14 protein-coding genes are annotated in these 17105 nt (G+C 64.0%); 8 read left to right on the top strand and 6 right to left on the bottom strand.

Annotated elements, in window-relative coordinates; genetic code table 11:
- Positions 1 to 31 precede the first annotated feature (31 nt).
- The 4 genes from kbl to IGX34_RS04950 form a co-directional block, all read right to left on the bottom strand.
- The gene (kbl, locus tag IGX34_RS04965; protein ID WP_192554594.1) at positions 32 to 1228 is read right to left on the bottom strand and encodes a glycine C-acetyltransferase; all 1197 of its coding nucleotides are present in this window, start codon (positions 1226 to 1228) and stop codon (positions 32 to 34) included.
- 202 nt (positions 1229 to 1430) lie between these two features.
- A complete protein-coding gene (locus tag IGX34_RS04960) occupies positions 1431 to 5075 on the bottom strand; it encodes a DUF748 domain-containing protein (protein WP_192554593.1) in 3645 nt (1214 codons plus the stop codon).
- Positions 5076 to 5263: 188 nt separating this feature from the next.
- On the bottom strand, positions 5264 to 6298 hold the full coding sequence (gene tdh / locus IGX34_RS04955) for an L-threonine 3-dehydrogenase (protein WP_192554592.1): 1035 nt from the start codon (positions 6296 to 6298) through the stop codon (positions 5264 to 5266).
- A 261-nt stretch (positions 6299 to 6559) separates the two neighbouring features.
- Complete coding sequence (locus tag IGX34_RS04950) at positions 6560 to 7270, bottom strand: hypothetical protein (RefSeq protein ID WP_192554591.1); 711 nt, start codon at positions 7268 to 7270, stop codon at positions 6560 to 6562.
- Between the two features lie 107 nt (positions 7271 to 7377).
- Here IGX34_RS04950 and miaA point away from each other — a divergent pair, with 107 nt between their 5' ends.
- The 8 genes from miaA (at position 7378) to IGX34_RS04910 (ending at position 14773) form a co-directional block, all read left to right on the top strand.
- Positions 7378 to 8325, top strand: a complete 948-nt coding sequence (gene miaA / locus IGX34_RS04945) for a tRNA (adenosine(37)-N6)-dimethylallyltransferase MiaA (RefSeq protein WP_192554590.1) — start codon at positions 7378 to 7380, stop codon at positions 8323 to 8325.
- 167 nt (positions 8326 to 8492) lie between these two features.
- Entirely contained in the window at positions 8493 to 8774 is a 282-nt protein-coding gene (gene hfq, locus IGX34_RS04940; RefSeq protein WP_192554589.1) for an RNA chaperone Hfq, read from the top strand.
- Positions 8775 to 8780: 6 nt separating this feature from the next.
- Complete coding sequence (gene hflX / locus IGX34_RS04935) at positions 8781 to 10091, top strand: ribosome rescue GTPase HflX (RefSeq protein WP_192554946.1); 1311 nt, start codon at positions 8781 to 8783, stop codon at positions 10089 to 10091.
- A gap of 199 nt (positions 10092 to 10290) precedes the next feature.
- Complete coding sequence (gene hflK / locus IGX34_RS04930; protein WP_192554588.1) at positions 10291 to 11379, top strand: FtsH protease activity modulator HflK; 1089 nt, start codon at positions 10291 to 10293, stop codon at positions 11377 to 11379.
- Positions 11376 to 12251, top strand: a complete 876-nt coding sequence (gene hflC, locus IGX34_RS04925; protein ID WP_192554587.1) for a protease modulator HflC — start codon at positions 11376 to 11378, stop codon at positions 12249 to 12251. Before hflK ends, hflC begins: the two co-directional genes overlap by 4 nt.
- 5 nt (positions 12252 to 12256) lie before the next feature.
- Positions 12257 to 12442 carry a DUF2065 domain-containing protein gene (locus tag IGX34_RS04920; RefSeq protein ID WP_192554586.1) on the top strand — a complete coding sequence of 62 codons (186 nt, stop codon included), beginning with the start codon at positions 12257 to 12259 and terminating at the stop codon, positions 12440 to 12442.
- 80 nt (positions 12443 to 12522) lie between these two features.
- Positions 12523 to 13815: an adenylosuccinate synthase gene (locus IGX34_RS04915; RefSeq protein WP_192554585.1), complete on the top strand. Its 1293-nt coding sequence runs from the start codon at positions 12523 to 12525 to the stop codon at positions 13813 to 13815.
- Between the two features lie 106 nt (positions 13816 to 13921).
- Positions 13922 to 14773: a HipA domain-containing protein gene (locus IGX34_RS04910; protein ID WP_225737241.1), complete on the top strand. Its 852-nt coding sequence runs from the start codon at positions 13922 to 13924 to the stop codon at positions 14771 to 14773.
- 2 nt (positions 14774 to 14775) lie between these two features.
- On the opposite strand, the gene IGX34_RS04905 is transcribed toward IGX34_RS04910, so the two are convergent.
- Positions 14776 to 15714 (bottom strand): sensor domain-containing diguanylate cyclase, encoded by a 939-nt coding sequence (locus IGX34_RS04905; protein WP_192554583.1) that lies wholly within the window; start codon positions 15712 to 15714, stop codon positions 14776 to 14778.
- Positions 15711 to 17054: a beta/alpha barrel domain-containing protein gene (locus IGX34_RS04900; RefSeq protein WP_225737240.1), complete on the bottom strand. Its 1344-nt coding sequence runs from the start codon at positions 17052 to 17054 to the stop codon at positions 15711 to 15713. The genes IGX34_RS04905 and IGX34_RS04900 overlap by 4 nt, the downstream gene beginning before the upstream one ends.
- Between the last annotated feature and the right edge of the window lie 51 nt (positions 17055 to 17105).

Genomic DNA, 17105 nt, shown 5'->3' with positions numbered 1-17105 from the left:
GGGGCAGCCTGAGCCATGCTTGCCGGTCGGATCAGCCGATCACGCCCAGATTGCGACCTACCTTGGTGAACGCTGCAATCGCCCGGTCCAGATGCTCGCGCGTATGCGCCGCACTCATCTGCGTGCGGATGCGCGCCTGGCCCTGCGGCACCACCGGATAGAAGAAGCCGGTGACGTAGATGCCTTCTTCCAGCAAGCCTGCCGCCATCGCCTGCGCCTTCTTGGCGTCGTAGACCATCACCGGCACGATCGGGTGCACGCCCGGCTTGATGTCGAAGCCGACCTTGCTCATCTGTTCGCGGAAGTACTGGGTGTTTTCCTGCACGCGCCGGCGCAGGTCGCCGGCCGAGCCGAGCATGTCGAACACCTTGATCGCAGCTGCCACCACGTGCGGCGGCAGCGAGTTGGAGAACAGGTACGGACGCGAACGCTGGCGCAGCATCTCGATCACTTCGGCGCGGCCGGTGGTGAAGCCGCCCAGCGCGCCGCCCAGCGCCTTGCCCAGGGTGCCGGTGAAGATATCGATCTTGTCCATCACCCCATGCACTTCGGCCGAGCCGCGGCCGTGCGGGCCGAGGAAGCCGGTGCAATGGCATTCATCGATATGCACCAGGGCGTTGTACTTGGCGGCCAGTGCGGTGATCTTGTCCAGCGGGGCGATAAAACCGTCCATCGAGAAGGCGCCGTCGCTGGTGATCAGCTTGGTGCGCGCGCCGGCGGCATCGGCAGCCTGCAATTGCGCTTCCAGGTCGGCCATGTCGCAGTTGGCGTAGCGGAAGCGCTTGGCCTTGCACAGGCGGATGCCGTCGATGATCGAGGCATGGTTGAGCGCGTCGGAAATGATCGCGTCTTCTTCGCCCAGCAGCGGTTCGTACAAGCCGCCGTTCGCGTCGAAGCAGGCGGCGTAGAGGATGGTGTCTTCGGTGCCGAAGAATTCAGCGATCTTCTTTTCCAGCTGCTTGTGCAGGTCCTGGGTGCCGCAGATAAAGCGCACCGAGGCCATGCCGAAGCCGTGGCTGTCGAGCGCATCCTTGGCGGCCTGGATCACTTCCGGATGATCGGCCAGGCCGAGATAGTTGTTGGCGCAGAAGTTGAGCACCTTGCGGCCGCCTTCCAGCTCAATCTCGGCGGACTGGGGCGACACAATGATGCGTTCGGCCTTGAACAGGCCTTGTTCGCGGATGGATTCGAGTTCTTGGGCGTAGCGCGCCTGGCCGGAGTAGCTCATGGGGATGCAGCTCGGTGGGGGAGACCAGACATTGTAGCGGGGGGCTTGGGGTGTGAAACCCGTGGGGGAGGTGGGGGCGGTTTATCGCAAGGATGGCCCCTCACCCAGCCCTCTCCTCGCTCCTCAAAGCCGAGCACATCCATGTGCTCTCCCCGCGTGCCCCGGAGGGGAGAGGGCTTATGGTGTTTGGTGGGGCGGTGCTTTAGTGCAGGCCGAAATCGTCGCGCGTGGTCTTGCCCTTGTCGTCGATACCCTTGGCATCGAGCTTGGGTGCCAGCACGAACACGCGGCTGTCGTCGATCTTGCCGTGCATGTATTGCTTCACGGCATCGGCACGCCGTTCGGCCAGGTGGCGCAGGGCGTCCTGGTCCACCTTCACGTTGTCTTCCATCATCTTGATCATCGCGTCCGGCGGCTGCGACTTGGTCAGGCCGATCAGGTCGCGCGGCTTCTTGAAGTCGGCGTGCTTGTAGGCCTTGGCCAAGTATTTGTTGTAGTCGTCGCTGCCACGCTTGACCGGGGCGGCCTTGGCTGCGGCGGTGCCGATATCGTCGGCTTCTTCTTTCTGCACTGCCTGGTCGACCATCACCGTGCGCAGGCCGTTTTCGTCGAAGGCAGGATCGACGCGGCCGGTGATGTCGAGTTTCAGCGCGGTCTTCTTGTTGAGGATGTCGACGATCTTGGCCAGGCGGTCGTCCGCTTCCTTGTCCAGTACATCCGAGCCCGGCGCGAATTCCACATAGCCCAGATCCTGCTGGCCGCCGCCGGCCGCCGAGGCGAGCAGGCGGAACGGCGAGGTCACTGCACGCTTGAGCAGATTGACGAAGGCCTGCCAGATCACGCCGCCGAGGCTGAAATGCGGATCGTTGAGCGAGCCGGATACCGGCACGTGGATATCGATATTGCCGTTGGAATCCTTCAGCAGTGCCACCGCCAGTTTCACCGGCAGATGGCTGATGCCGGGCCCATCGATGCGATCGCCGAAGGTGAGCTGGTTGAGCACGATATGGTTGTCGGCGTTGAGCTTGCCCTGGTCGAGCTGGTAGTGCACATCCATGGTCAGGCGCCCCTTGGTGATCGGGTAGCCGGCGTATTTGCCGGAGTAGGGCGTCAGGTGCGTGAGCTCCACATCGTTGGCGTTGGCCTTGATATCCAGGAACGCCACCGGTGTCAGCGGATTGATGCTGCCGTTGATCTCTACCGGCGAGTTGTCGTCCAGCGAGCCTTGCAGCATGACATCGGCCGGCGCGTTGCTGGTATCGGTGCCGAAGGCGCCGATCTTGCCCGCCAGCTGGGTGATATTGGCGGTGTAGTTCGGCTTGATGAAGTTGTCGGTGTAGTTGAGGTTGCCGTCGGCCAGCGTGATCTGGCCGATATGGATCTGCGCTGGCGGTGCTGCGCTGCTGCTGGCGGTGGCCAAGGCTGCGGGCGCACTCGCTGCGGGCGCCGGTGCGGCGACAGGCGGCGGATTGGCCGCTGCCGGCGGTGCCGGCCCGTTTTCCGCGCGGGTCACCGAGACCGGTGCCTGCGCCGGATTGGACACCACGTCCTGCACGTTGATGCGTCCGTTGGCGTTGACGATCACGCGCGCATAGAAGTCGTCCAGAGCCAGGGCGCCGATATCCACTTGCGGTGCGCCTTCGCCCATGCGCACTTTCATGCCGCTGGCCGAGAGCGAACTCCAGCGCAGGAAATCGTCGTTGGTGACCTTGTCCAATACGCGCACTTTGCTCAGCACCATGCGGCCTTGATAGCTGATCAGCGGCGCCGGCTTGCGGTCGCGGTAGCGCGCGCGCCCGTTGGCACTGAGCAGGGCGCTGTCCAGGCGCACGTTCAAAGGCACTTCCACCAGCGAGGCAAATGGCGCCATGTTGAGCTTGGTGGCTTCGATGCGCAGGTCCGCATCCGCCGGTTCCGGTTTTACATTGCCGCCGATATGGAATTTGCCGCGGCCGATGGCGCCGGCAAGATCCAGTTTGATCGGCTTGTGCATGTCATCGGAGAGATTGTCCAGGCCGAATTTGTCGGCATTCACTTCGATGCGGCCGTTCTTGCCGGGCAGGCTGGGATCGCTGAGCGCGAAACTGCTGCCATCGATACCCAGGTGGGCAATGCTCCAATGCCAGGCCGGCCCGGCGGCCTGCTTGCCGTGTGCCGGCGGCGACGACTTCATCAGATCGGTGAGATCGATGCTGCCGTTCTTCAGGCGCCGTGCGTCGATCTTCAAGCCATGCAGGTTGACGTTACCCAGCTGCGCCACGCTGCTGCCGAGATCGAGATGGCGGATCTCCAGCTCGAACGCCTGCCAGGCTACCGGCTTGCGTCCGCGCTGGGTCAGCGCCACGTTGTTCGCGGCCAGCTTGCTGTTGTCCATGCTGAGTGCGAGCGCCTTGCTCCAGTCCACCTGCAGATGCATATCGCCATCGAGCGTGCCGCTGGCGATGTCGGCGTTGAGCATGGGCGGGGCCATCGCCAGCAGCGACGACAGGCCGGCGCCGGTGGCGCTCACTTCGCCGTTGAAGCGGCTGGCGCTCATGAACAGGTCGCCGGTTGCGTGCAGGTTGCCGCCGGCCACGCTGGAACTCAGGTCGATCGTGCCCGCTTGCTTGGACACCGTGGACAGCGAGCGGATCGCGCCGTGCAAGTTGCCCAGCGTGAGCTGTGCCGGTTTTGGTCCGCTGCGGTCGATGTAGTCGAGCGTGCTGTCTTGCAGTGCCAGCGTGGCGATCTGCGCATCGGCAGACGGCGTGCCGGGCGGTGCCGGCGGCTTGTCCTTGCCCAGCAGCGTATCGAAATTGGTCTTGCCGCCAGGCAGCTTCACGTAGTGCAGCTTGGCCTGGTCCAGCTGGATGCTGCTGAAGTGATAGCGCGACAGCAGCGGCTGCACGTCGGCCAGCGCAGCCGTGCCGTGGCCGAGTTCCAGCATCGGTGCATTGTCGTGGGTGGTCAGCGCGAAGTTGTCGATCTGCAGCTGGCCTTGCAGCAGCAATTGCTGGCTTGGTTTGGTCTGGATGAAATGCAGTTCCAGCGTGCCCGACAGCAGGCCGCTGGGAACATTCGCCGGCAGCGGTTCGGGCACGTAGCCCAGGTATTTGGCCAGGTCCAGGTGATCCAGCGTAAAGCTGATCACCGATTCGCGGCTATCCGCGAACGGCTTGGTCTGTCCCTGGACATGCAGCGGGCTGCCATCCACCTGCATGCCCAGCAGGGGCTGCACGAAGATGTCCGTGTCATGCGGCAGATTGGCCAGGAACGGAATGCCAAGCTCCAGTTGCTCGACCCGGTGCGTGGCATTGAGCACCTTGTCGTCCAGCGTGATGGCGCCGTTGTGCACACTGATATTGGAAAGTGCGAAGCGCGCCGGCGGCGCGTTAGGATCGCTGGGCTTGGCGGCGAAGCGCTGCACGATATCGGTGAAATTGAATTGCTGCGGTCCGCTGCGCACGAGGTGGATCTGCGGATGCACCACCGACAATTCATCCAGCACCGGCGCCAGGTGGAACACCGATCCCCAGGACGCATTGACAACCAGGTTGTCGACGTCAATAAACGGTGAAGTGCCGTCGCGCTCGCCGATATGCAGCTTGTCCACTGCCACGCGCAGCGTGTAGGGATTCACATGGATGGCGCCGATGCTTACCGGCCGGTCGAGCTGGGCGCCGAGCTGCTTTTCCAGCTGGCTCTTGAGAATGCCGGGCGCGATAAAGAAGCCGAACAGGCCGACCAGCGCCAGCACGATGACAATGACCAGCCCGGTGATGCGCAAGCGGCGCGATCGGTAAAGACCCAGCGCCCGTTCGCGACCGGCTGCCATGAACGCCTTGGATGACGAGTTCCGGTTTGCCATGCCGTCGATGCTCCCTATGACATCGCGGGCCGACCGTGCGCGGCTGCAGCCGTGCACTTACCCAAGCCTGAAACCCTGCCGGCACGCCTGGGCCGGAGTGTAGCGTGCGGCGTAAAAGATTGCGTGGCTTCAGTCTTGAAATTCCGCTTCCCGCCAGATGAACCGGCGGGAAGCGGAGGCAACGCTGTTTAATGCCAGGAACACACGACCTTGCCGCACACGCCGGCATCCATCAGGTCGAAACCTTTCTGGAAATCGTCGATGTGGATCTGGTGCGTGAGCACCTTCTGCAGCGGGAAGCCGGTCAGCACCATCTGGGTCATCTTGTACCAGGTCTCGTACATGCGGCGGCCGTAGATGCCCTGCAGCGTAAGGCCCTTGAAGATCACCCGGTCCCAGTCGATGCCGGCGCCCTTGGGCAGGATGCCCAGCAGGGCGACCTTGCCGCCGTGGTACATGCATTCGAGCATGTCGTTGAAGGCGCGCGCATTGCCGCTCATTTCCAGGCCTACGTCGAAGCCTTCCATGTGCAGGTCCTTCATGACGTCCTTCAGCGACTGGTTCGCCACGTTGACCACGCGCGTGGCCCCCATGTCGGCGGCGAGCTTCAGGCGGTAGTCGTTGACGTCGGTGACCACCACGTTGCGCGCACCGACGTGCTTGGCGATGCCCGCGGCAATGATGCCGATCGGGCCGGCGCCGGTGATCAGTACGTCTTCGCCGACCAGGTCGAATTCCAGCGCGCAGTGTGCGGCGTTGCCGTAGGGATCGAAGAAGGCCGCCAGTTCCGACGGGATCTGGTCCGGAATCGGCCACAGGTTGGAGGCCGGCATGCTCATGTATTCGGCGAAGGCGCCATTGCGGTTCACGCCGATACCGATGGTGTTCGGGCACAGGTGCTGGCGGCCGGCGCGGCAGTTGCGGCAATGGCCGCACACGATATGGCCTTCGGCCGAGACGCGGTCGCCGATCTTGTAGCCGGTTACGCCCGGGCCGATCTCCACGATGCGGCCGACGAATTCATGCCCGATGGTGAGGCCGGGCTTGATCGTGCGCTGGGACCATTCGTCCCATTTGTAGATATGCAGGTCGGTGCCGCAGATGGCAGTTTTTTCCAGTTTGATCAGCACCTCGTTCGGACCGACTTCCGGCACCGGAACTTCTTCCATCCAGATACCTTTTTCGGCGTGGCGCTTGACCAGGGCTTTCATCGTTTGCGGCATGGGGCACATCCAACAGCGGGCGGGGGAGGAAAGTTAAGTTGCTAATTATAGATCCGCCGGCATGGGGCATGCCTTGACGCGCTGCGGCATCGGCTCATCGCAAACGTCATGGCGCAGCGGCCATCCAGTCGCACATCGCCGAGCCGTCATCCCGGCGCCGGCCGGGGCCTGGCGTCTTTGCTGCATTTCGAAGTCGCTGGGTCCCGGCCTGCGCCGGGATGACGAGGGTGGGGATGGACGAGGGTGGCGGATGGTGGAAGCTCAGAGATCCAGGCGGTCGTAGTAGCGCTTGAACACGATCGGCTCTTTCACCGTGGTGGTAGTCCAGGTTTCGGTCACTGTCAGATGATGGCCATCGGGCGAGCGCTGCCAGCTCTGGTCCAGATGGGTGCCGTCGTCGAACTGCATCGATACTTGCATGCCGTCTGGCGACAGCTGGGTCTGCACCTGCGCGCTGCCGTTGATGGATTGCCGGGCGACGCCGTCGAACCTGGTGTTCAGGCGATCGGTGTTGTTGTAGTCCACCTGCACGCTTTTGTCGGTCTGCTGCACGTTGAGCAGTGCGTCGTTAGCCAGCAGGGGCGGGGTGGGATCCCTGGCGGGGGCACTGCTGCCGTCGCTGGATGCCTGCGTATCGTGCTTGCCGCCGCCGTGGCGGCCCCCGCCCATGCCGCCACCGCCCATGCCTCCGCCACCCATGCCGTGGCCGCCGCCGCGTCCGCCAAAGTTATTGCCGGAGCTGGCGGGCGCGGCGCTGGTGCTGGCTCCTGCCGGCCGCGAGGATGGCGCTTCCTCGCGCCGCTTTTCCCGGTGCAGGCGCTCGGTGATATCGGCGGCGCTGTCGCTCTGCTTGTCATTGAGCTGCCAGATGCCGCTGAAATCCGATCCTGTCGTTGTTTCCTGCGCTAGCGCAACCTGGGTGATCAGCAAACCGGCTGCGAGCCATAGGCACGAGGGGCGTGGATATTTCATAAGCAGCTTCTATGCGATGGACAGAGTTGTCCGGATAGCAACGCGCCGGAGCGCATCCAGTGCACAGCGCCGACCGTCGCGTGCAGGCGATCCCATAGAATGTGCCGATGCCTGTCGATCACCGCCCGCTTGCCGTATTCCTGATGGGCCCGACCGCGTCGGGCAAGACCGCGCTTGCGTGCGCGCTGAGCGAACGTTTTCCGTTCGGCCTGATCAGCGTGGATTCGGCGCTGGTCTATCGCGGCCTGGATATTGGCAGCGCCAAGCCGGATGCGGCCACGCTGGCGCGCTATCCGCACGAGCTGATCGATATTCGCGATCCGGCCGAGCCGTATTCCGCGGCCGACTTCAGCGCCGATGCGCAAGCCGCCATGCAGCGCATGCATGCGGCGGGCAAGCTGCCGCTGCTGGTTGGCGGTACGGGTTTGTATTTCCGGGCGCTGCAACGTGGTCTGTCCAGCCTGCCGGAGGCCGATCCCGAACTTCGCGCGCAATTGGCTGAAGAAGCGGCCGCGATCGGCTGGCACGGCCTGCATGGCCGGCTGGTCGAACTCGATCCACCCGCGGCCGAGCGGATCAAGCCCAATGATGCCCAGCGTATCCAGCGCGCCCTGGAAGTGATCATGCTGACCGGCCGCCCGCTCAGCGCCCAGCAGCAGGGCGGGCGAGGGCAGCCGTTTCCCTGGCGGGTGCTCAAGCTGGCGCTGCTGCCCGGCGACCGCGCGCCGCTGCACGCGCGCATCGCTCACCGCTTCGAATTGATGCTGCGCGAAGGCCTGCTCGACGAAGTGCAGGCCCTGCGCCAGCGCGGCGACCTGCGTCCGGACCTGCCAGCCATCCGGGCGGTCGGCTACCGCCAGGCCTGGGAGCACCTGGATGGCGCCTACGATGCCGCCGTTTTGCGCGACCGCGGCATCTTCGCCACCCGCCAATTGGCCAAACGGCAGATCACCTGGCTGCGCAGCGAGCTGGATGCCCGGGTGCTGGACCCCGAGCAACCGGGCCTGCTGGAGCGCGCCGCCGCCGCCATGTGTCTGTTTCTTGGGGAAAACTGAGCGGTGCTCGTGAAGTCTGTGACGCAGTTTTGTTATCTCTTTGTCACAACTTACAAAAGTCTTTCAACCACGATTTAAAAGCGGTTAACATTCGAACAACTAGGGCCGGGGCGCTATTGGCGCCTTTATTTTTCGGCCCATCCGTTGGAAGAGGGGGAGAACAAAAAATGTCAAAAGGGCAATCCTTGCAAGATCCGTTTCTGAATGCACTGCGCCGCGAGCGCGTACCCGTCGCCATCTACCTGGTCAATGGCATTAAGCTGCAGGGCACGATCGAATCTTTCGATCAGTTCGTGGTTCTGCTGCGCAACCAGGTCAGCCAGATGGTCTATAAACACGCCATCTCTACCGTAGTGCCCAGCCGCAACGTCCGCGTCGGCAATGGCCATGAAGGTCACGACGGCCACGAAAGCCACCTCGAGCACGCGTCGGCTGAAAACGAAGGTTGATTCACCCTGTTTGATAGACAAAAGAAAGGCGAACGAGCCGTGTTGGTCCTGCCGCATTCGCGCGGCGGGAGCGACGCGGTCGAGCGGGCGGAAGAATTCGTCGAGCTGGTGAAATCGGCCGGCGCCGAAGTGCTGGCTACGATTCCCGCACGCATCGACGTGCCCAATCCTCGTTACTACATTGGCAGCGGCAAGGCCGAAGAAGTGGCCGAAGCCGTGCGTGCGCTCGGCGCCGACCTGGTGCTGGTCGATCATCTGCTGACGCCGGTGCAGGAGCGCAATCTCGAAAAGCTGCTCAGCACGCGCGTGGTCGACCGCGCCGGGCTGATCCTGGACATCTTCGCCCAGCGTGCCCGTTCGCACGAAGGCAAGATGGAAGTGGAACTGGCCCAGCTCAAGCACCTGGCCACGCGGCTGGTACGCGGCTGGACCCATCTGGATGCTCAGCGCGGCGGTGCCATCGGCAACCGCGGCCCGGGCGAAACCCAGCTGGAAACCGACCGCCGCCTGCTGGCCGAGCGCGTGAAGATGCTCAGCAACCGGCTGGAAAAAGTGCAGACCCAGCGCAACCAGCAGCGCCGCGCACGCCTGCGCAACACGGTGCCGCGGGTGGCCCTGGTGGGCTATACCAACGCCGGCAAATCCACCTTGTTCAATACGCTGACGCAAGGCGAGGTGTATGCCGCGGACCAGCTGTTCGCCACGCTCGATCCCACCGTACGCAAGCTGGAAGACCTGAGCTGCGGCCCGGCCGTGCTGGCCGATACGGTCGGCTTTGTGCGCGATCTTCCGCACGACCTGGTCGCCGCCTTCCGCGGCACCCTGGCCGAAGCACGCGATGCCGATCTGCTGCTGCATGTAAGCGACGCGGCCGATGAAGAGCGCCAGCGCCTGCACGACGTGGTCGACCAGGTGCTGGATGAAATCGATGCCGGCGATGTGCCGCAGCTGCATGTGATGAACAAGATCGACCTCACCGGCGCCGAACCGCGCATTGTGCGCAATGCGGAAGGCGTGCCGCAGCAGGTATGGCTGTCCGCACACAGCGGGGCCGGCCTGGAGCTGTTGCGCCAGGCGTTGGGCGAATTGCTCGGCGGCGAGCGCGTGCAATCCGAACTGCGTCTGCCGCTCTCGGCCGGCCGCTTGCACGCCAGGCTGCGCGCTGCCGGGGCGATTGCCGAGGAAGCGGTCGACGAAGAAGGCTGGCGCCTGCGCATCGATGCGCCGCGCAGCGTGCTGGCGCCGCTGGCCGGCGGCCAGGGCATGGAAGTGGCCGCACTGCGCGATTTGCTCGGCAGCCCGGACGAACTGGCCTAGCCTCGCTTTTCCTACTCTCCCCACAGGGGAGGACGGAGTCCGGCGACTAGCTCCGCGGCTGTCTCTGCTAGAATGCGACCGTTTGTGCGCCACGCCTTACGGCCCTTGCACGTCCTATTACTGTCACCATGTCCCAACCTGCACAGAGCGTTTTCCGGCCGTTGCTGCCGGCCTCCCAGCGGCCCCAAGGAGACTGACCATGGCCTGGAACGAACCCGGCAACGGGCAACGCGATCCATGGAACAAGAACCAACGTGGTGCCGGTGGCAAATCGGGCTTCGACGCTACGCTCAAGAACGTTTCCAAGCGCTTCGGCAAGCTGGGCGGCCCGGGCGGCCTGCTCGCCATCGTGGGCATCTTCGTGCTGGCCTGGCTGCTGATGAGCAGCTATGCCGTGATCGGTCCGGGACAGGTCGGCGTGGTGCAGCGCTTCGGCGCGTATGCGCGCACGCTCAGCCCCGGTTTTCATCTGAAGCTGCCGTTGCCGATCGAAACCGTGCAGCCGGTGGCGACCTCGCGCGTGCGCGCCATGTCCGACCAGATCCGCATGCTTACCCGCGATGAGGACATCGTGTCGGTGGATTTTAGCGTGCAGTACCAAGTCACCGATCCGCAGAAATACCTGTTCAGCGCACGCGACCCGGACGGCAGCCTCAACGAGGCCGCACAGGCCGCGGTGAGTACGGTGGTCGGTGCGCAAGCGATGGACCAGATCCTTACCGGCCAGGGCGACAGCAACGCTCCGGCCCCGGCGTTGACCGCGCTGCAGCAGCAAGTGCGTACCCAGTTGCAGCATGCGCTGGATGGCTATGACTGCGGCCTGCGCGTCACCGATGTCAGCTTCCAGTCCATCACGCCGCCGCAGGAAGTGAAGGACGCCTTCGACGACGTAAACGCCGCGCGTCAGGATCGCCAGGGTCTGATCGATCAGGCCCGCGCCGGCACCAGCCAGGAAGTGCCGCAGGCCAATGGCGACGCCAGACGCCTGGCCGCCGAAGCCGATGCCTATAAAGCCGAACGCATTGCGCGGGCGCAGGGCGATGCCGAACGCTTCAACCTGATCCTGAAGGAATACAAGGCTGCGCCGGACGTCACGCGCCGCCGTCTGTGGCTGGAAACCATGGAAGAGATCCTGCACGCCAGCAACAAGGTGATCGACGGCTCCGACGGCCGCAGCGTCATCAACATCAGCAGCGACCACACCGAGGGCCAGGCCGCCACCAACCTGCCGGGCGTGGGCACCGTGGCGCAGCCGGGCGAGGACGCGGACAAGGGGAAGCAGCCATGAAGACCACCGCTGCCATCATCATCGTGCTGGCCCTGCTGCTCGGCTTCAACAGCCTGTACATCGTGGGCGAAGGCCAGAGCGCGCTGGTACTGCAATTCGGCAAAATTCTGCGCACCGACCGCCAGCCCGGCCTGCACGCCAAGGTGCCGCTGCTGCAGCAGGCGCTGACCCTGGACGACCGCATCCTGTCGTTCGACGGCCAGCCCGAGCGCTACGCCACCGCCGACAAACAAAGCGTCAACGTGGATTTCTACGTGAAATGGCGCATTGCCAATCCGGCCGACTACTACCGCGCCACCGGCGGCGATGAACTGCAGGCCGGCCAGCGCCTCGCGCCGATCGTCAGCACGGCGCTGCGCAGCGTGGTCGACACCCGCACGCTGCAGCAGCTGATCGCCGGCAACCCCGGTGACCTCACCACCGGCACGGTGCAGCCATCGAACGAGCAGGCGCAGAAAACCCTGGGTATTGCGGTGGTGGATGTGCGCATCACCGGCATTGAATTCCCCGACGACATCAAGGCTGCCGTCTACAAGCGCATGCAGACCGAACGCCAGCAGCAGGCCGCGGCCATCCGCGCCGACGGCAAGCAGCAGGCCGAGGCGATCAAGGCCGAGGTGGATCGCCAGGCGCAGGTGATCCGCGCCGATGCGGAAAGCGGCGCCGACAAGGTCAGGGGCGAGGGCGATGCGCAAGCCGCGCAGATCTACGCCCAGGCCTATGCGCAGGATCCGGATTTCTTCGCCTTCTACCGCAGCCTGGATGCCTACAAGAAAGCATTCGGCGATGGCCGCGGCACCATCATTCTCAAGCCCGATTCCGAATTCCTGCGTTACTTCGGCAACCCGGTGCCGGCCCCCGCCAGGCACTGACCGCCATGCCGCACGAGTTCTATGCAGCACTGTGCCTGGTGCTGGTGATCGAGGGTTTGGTGCTGTTCGCCGCCCCGCACGGGTGGCAGGCGATGATGCGCGAGGCGCAGAAGCTGGAGCCGCGCACCCTGCGCGTGTTCGGCGCGCTGGCCATCGGCATCGGCTTGATCACGCTGCATTGGGTTCAGTAACTTTTTTCACCGCGCGGTAACCAGAGCGCGCGATAGTTTTCCCGTTCCGCCGATCGGAACGTCCTAGAGCGAGAAACATCATGGGTAAGTCAGTCGTAATTCTTGGCGCACAGTGGGGCGACGAAGGCAAAGGCAAGATCGTCGATCTGTTGACCGAACGTGTAGGCGCCGTGGCGCGCTTCCAGGGCGGCCACAACGCCGGCCACACCCTTGTCATCAAGGGCAAGAAAACCGTGCTGCATCTGATCCCGTCCGGCATCCTGCGCGACGATGCGCTGTGCCTGATCGGCAACGGCGTGGTGCTGTCGCCGGCCGCGCTCAAGCAGGAAATCGAAGAGCTGGAAGCCCAGGGCGTGAACGTGCGTCCGCGCCTGAAGATCAGCCCGGCTACGCCGCTGATCATGCCGTACCACATCGCGGTGGATAAGGCGCGCGAAATCGCCGCCGGCGGCAAGGCCATCGGCACCACCGGCCGCGGCATCGGCCCGGCCTACGAAGACAAAGTTGCCCGCCGCAGCGTGCGCGTGGCCGACCTGATGTATCCGCACGAGCTGCCGGAGAAGATCAAGGCCGCGGTGGAATACCACAACTTCATCCTCACCCAGTGGCTGAAGGCCGAGCCGGTCGACTACCAGCAGGTGCTCGACGATGCGCTGGCCTATGGCGAATTCATCCGCCCGATGGTCGACGACGTCGCCACTATCCTGCATGACGTGCGCAAGGAAGGCGGCAACATCCTGTTTGAAGGTGCGCAGGGCGCACTGCTCGACATCGACCACGGCACCTATCCGTACGTCACCTCCAGCAATACCACCACCGGTGGTGCGCTGGCCGGCACCGGCGTCGGCGCGGGCGATATCGACTACGTGCTGGGCATCTGCAAGGCCTACGCCACGCGCGTCGGCGGCGGTCCGTTCCCCACCGAACTCAACGACGAGATGGGCGAGCGCCTGCGCAAGGTCGGCAACGAATTCGGTGCCAGCACCGGCCGTCCGCGCCGCTGCGGCTGGATCGACCTGGTGGCGCTCAAGCGCGCCGTGCAGATCAACGGCATCAACGGCCTGGCCATCACCAAGCTCGACGTGCTGGACGGCCTGGAGACCATCAAGGTCTGCATCGCCTACGAATACCGCGGCAAGCGCCGCGAACTGGCCCCGCTCGACGCCGACGGCTGGGCCGAGTGCAAGCCGGTCTACCTGGAATTCCCGGGCTGGGCGGAATCCACCGCCGGCATCCGCGAGTGGGACAAACTGCCGCCGGCGGCACGTGCTTATCTGCGCGCGGTGGAAGAGCTCTCTGGCTGCAGCCTGGCGATCGTGGCGACCGGTGCGGATCGCGACGACACCATCGTGCTGGACGATCCGTTTGCCTGAGCGGGAATTTGCCCGTAGCAATAAGGACTTGGAAGGCCCCTTCGGGGGCCTTCTTGCTTTGTAGCGTTCGGTCTGTCGGTGTCGAATTATCCCGATTGGGAAAATATTGTTTGACTGCAGGCTGTGGCAGCCTCATTCCCTCGCCGGAGCGCAAGACAAGCTCGCCGTGGTGTGTGCAAATGACGGGAGTATCCGCCTGCCTGCCGCTGGCGAGATCACTACGCATATCCTCAAGCCGGACAGTTTGCGCATACCTGGCCTTCGCGCGCTTGAAGCGTTTGGGTTGAGGCTGGCGAAGGCGATCGATCTGGACGTCATCCAGGTTCAGATGATCGAAGTGGCCGATGTGAAAGCGTTGCTGGTGGAGCGCTATGACCGTGAGCTTGATGCAGTCGGTGAACTTACGCGGCTGCATCAAGAAGATTTCTGCCAGGCCCTGGGATATCCCGGTGAACTCAAGTACGAAGCGTCGGGTGGCCCATCATTGGCGCAGTGCGCGCGTTTGATTCGAGAGTCGCGACTTGGCCCGGCGGCAGTAAAGGGCTTGCTTGACTGGCTGCTCTTCAATGTTCTTATGGGCAATGCAGATGCTCATGCAAAAAATCTGGCGTTGCTTTGCGACAGAAAGGGGCGGCGAAAGCTTGCGCCGTTTTACGATCTTGTGCCGACCATTGCCATTGCCGAGCAATTCGTCGAGCGCCAGCCCGCCTTGCGGATCGGAACAAGTGACCGCATCGATGAAGTCACGCCTGAGGACCTTCGCAGCTTTGCCAGCGCGTGCGGGTACGCGCCATCGTTTGTTTTGCGACGATTGGCGAGCATGATTCACGACGCCTTGCGCTGCGCCCCCATGGTGGCGGCATTGCTGGTGGAGCAGGGCGCCATGCCCGAGCGCATCGAAAATGCACTCGACAAGGTTCGCGGCAATATGCGACGCATGGCGCAGCAGTTGCGTTAAGGCTATTCGCTGACGATGGTATTCCTGCCGCGCTGCTTGGCCTGATACATCCGCTTGTCGCCCAGCTCGATAAACCCGCGCACTTCGTCCCCACATTCGGGCGTAGCCGTGCACAGGCCGATGCTGACGGTGAGGTACTTGCTCACGTCGGATGCTTCATGCGGGATATGTTCGCCGGCAATCAGGTCGCGGCAGCGGGAGGCGATCTTGTAGGCGCCGCTTTCGTTGGTGTCGGGCAGCAGCAGGATGAATTCCTCGCCGCCGAAGCGGGCCACGAAATCGCGCGAGCGGGCGGCGGCCAGGCTGAGCAGCCTGGCTACGCGTTTCAGGCACTGGTCGCCTTCCAGATGACCGTAGCGGTCGTTGTATTGCTTGAAGCAGTCGATATCCAGCATCAGCATCGAGATCGACTGCTTGGTGCGGCAGGCGTTCTGCCATTCGGTTTCCATCACGCTGTCGAAGCGGCGGCGGTTGGCGATGCCGGTGAGGCCGTCCTTGAACGAGAGTTCTTCCAGTTCGCGGCGCAGCGCCGCCAGTTGCTCTTCGGTGCGCTTGCGCTCGCTGATGTCGAACATGAAGCCGACCAGCGAGTCGACCTCGCCGTTGTCTTTGCGCACTACATGCACCACGTCGCGGATCCACACGTAGTCGCCGTTCTTTTTCAGCGCCCGGTAGTCGGCTTCGTGGTCCACGCCGGCCTTGGATTGCGCCACGCAGAAATTCACCGCCCAGTCGCGGTCTTCGGCATGGATGCGGTCGGCCCAGTCCTGCACGGTTTTCCAGCTGTCCGGCGCCCAGCCCAGCAGCTCTTCGATCTGCGGGCCGATGTAGGCGAACTGCATACTGTCCCAGTGGATTTTCCACGGGATGGCGCGGGTCGATTCGAGCAGGGTTTTATAGGTGTCGCCGTCCAGTTCCCATTTGCTGCTGATGCTGGTCATGGTGCGAATTCCGTGGTGGCGTGATGCGTGGGGTGCGGATGGTGATGGCGGCAGAACACTTTGGCGCGCTCGTACAGGTCCAGCAGCTGGCCGGGCTTGTCGTAGTCGATGCGGCGGCCGGTGCGCAGGTCGCGGCGCATCAGCCGTACCATCTGTTGCAATACCTCGGCAGGGAAACTGCCGGCCGGCAGGCTGGTGATTTCGGCGAGCCGCCCGGCAATCACCGGCGGGTCGCTGATCACCGGGCAGACGCGATAGCCGTACTGGCCGCCGATCGCTTCCGGCGGCAGATCCATAAAGCGATCGTCGCGCTGCTCGAAGCCGCTGTAGGTCATGCGGTAGGCGTTGTGGCCCAGCACGGGCAGGTCATCCGGCACCTGCGCCATGTCATCCAGCCGCTGCAGATCGGTAGCCAGCGGCAGCAGCGTATCCAGCCGATAGCGTTGCGCGTGCGGATTGCCTACCCGCGCCAGATGGGCCAGCAATTCGCCGATCGAGGCATGCCCGACGATGGCAGCCCGCTTGGGCAGTCCGCCCCAGATGCCGTCGGCGCCGTTGAGCAGGGCTTCCACCACGGATGCATTTTCGAAGCCGGCACCGGCATGGATATGCACCAGGATCTTCATCGGTGGCGGCAGCAGGCTGCGTGCGATGGCGGTGTAGGCGCCGACCTGGAACGGCAGGAAGGTGCCGCGGTCGTCCTCGAAGGTGACGCCTTCGATCGGCAGCTGCGCGAGCAGGGCGAGGATCTCGCAGGTCTGTTCCAGATTGCCGGAAAAGGCGTCGCAGCCATCCACGATATTGATCAGGATCCGCGGCGCCTCGCCATGATCGCCACGGATATGCTCGTGCAGCCAACAGATGCTGGCGGGCAGGCTGCGGCGCAGGGTGTCGAAGTCGTACTGGCCCTGCATGCCCTGCTGGCTGAGGTAGATCTCGTGCACGGTATTGGGCACGCCATAGGCCTTCAGCTTCAGCTGCGAGGGATCGGGCGTGAAGGCCCCGGCGGCATCGGCGATACCCATGGCGGTAAAGGCGAAGCAGCCGGTCATGTCCACGTGGTTGTCACGCAGATAGGTCATGAAGTCGTCGTCGACTTCCAGCTCGTCCGGCATGGCGTAGTCGAGCGTGCCCAGGGAAATATGCCGGAAACCGAATTCGCGCAGCCTGGGCAGGATATTGAGCTTGTCCCGCAGGGTCTGGCCGATATTGGCGCCGACCGGGTTTTCGCGCAGGGACAGGTCGATCAGGTAGGGCTCCAGCTGGCGCAATCGGTCCAGCTTTGCATCGGCCTGCGCCAATACGGCACGGGCGTTTTCCAACGCTTGCTTCAACGGCATGAATCCCCCTGATTCACGGTAGGCGAGCTGAGGCAACAAGGCGGACAGGGT

It is taken from the genome of Dyella acidiphila, from assembly GCF_014863405.1.
Taxonomy (GTDB): Bacteria; Pseudomonadota; Gammaproteobacteria; order Xanthomonadales; family Rhodanobacteraceae; genus Dyella_B; species Dyella_B acidiphila.
This window is presented reverse-complemented; position numbering and strand designations above follow the sequence as displayed.

What these genes read in the sequence shown, in the direction of transcription:
- kbl (WP_192554594.1), bottom strand. Translation starts at nt 1,228, where the DNA reads ATGAGCTACTCCGGCCAGGCGCGCTACGCCCAAGAACTCGAATCCATC.
- IGX34_RS04950 (WP_192554591.1), bottom strand. Translation starts at nt 7,270, where the DNA reads ATGAAATATCCACGCCCCTCGTGCCTATGGCTCGCAGCCGGTTTGCTG.
- IGX34_RS04915 (WP_192554585.1), top strand. Translation starts at nt 12,523, where the DNA reads ATGGGTAAGTCAGTCGTAATTCTTGGCGCACAGTGGGGCGACGAAGGC.
- IGX34_RS04920 (WP_192554586.1), top strand. Translation starts at nt 12,257, where the DNA reads ATGCCGCACGAGTTCTATGCAGCACTGTGCCTGGTGCTGGTGATCGAG.
- hflK (WP_192554588.1), top strand. Translation starts at nt 10,291, where the DNA reads ATGGCCTGGAACGAACCCGGCAACGGGCAACGCGATCCATGGAACAAG.
- IGX34_RS04905 (WP_192554583.1), bottom strand. Translation starts at nt 15,714, where the DNA reads ATGACCAGCATCAGCAGCAAATGGGAACTGGACGGCGACACCTATAAA.
- hfq (WP_192554589.1), top strand. Translation starts at nt 8,493, where the DNA reads ATGTCAAAAGGGCAATCCTTGCAAGATCCGTTTCTGAATGCACTGCGC.
- hflC (WP_192554587.1), top strand. Translation starts at nt 11,376, where the DNA reads ATGAAGACCACCGCTGCCATCATCATCGTGCTGGCCCTGCTGCTCGGC.
- miaA (WP_192554590.1), top strand. Translation starts at nt 7,378, where the DNA reads ATGCCTGTCGATCACCGCCCGCTTGCCGTATTCCTGATGGGCCCGACC.
- IGX34_RS04900 (WP_225737240.1), bottom strand. Translation starts at nt 17,054, where the DNA reads ATGCCGTTGAAGCAAGCGTTGGAAAACGCCCGTGCCGTATTGGCGCAG.
- tdh (WP_192554592.1), bottom strand. Translation starts at nt 6,298, where the DNA reads ATGCCGCAAACGATGAAAGCCCTGGTCAAGCGCCACGCCGAAAAAGGT.
- IGX34_RS04960 (WP_192554593.1), bottom strand. Translation starts at nt 5,075, where the DNA reads ATGGCAAACCGGAACTCGTCATCCAAGGCGTTCATGGCAGCCGGTCGC.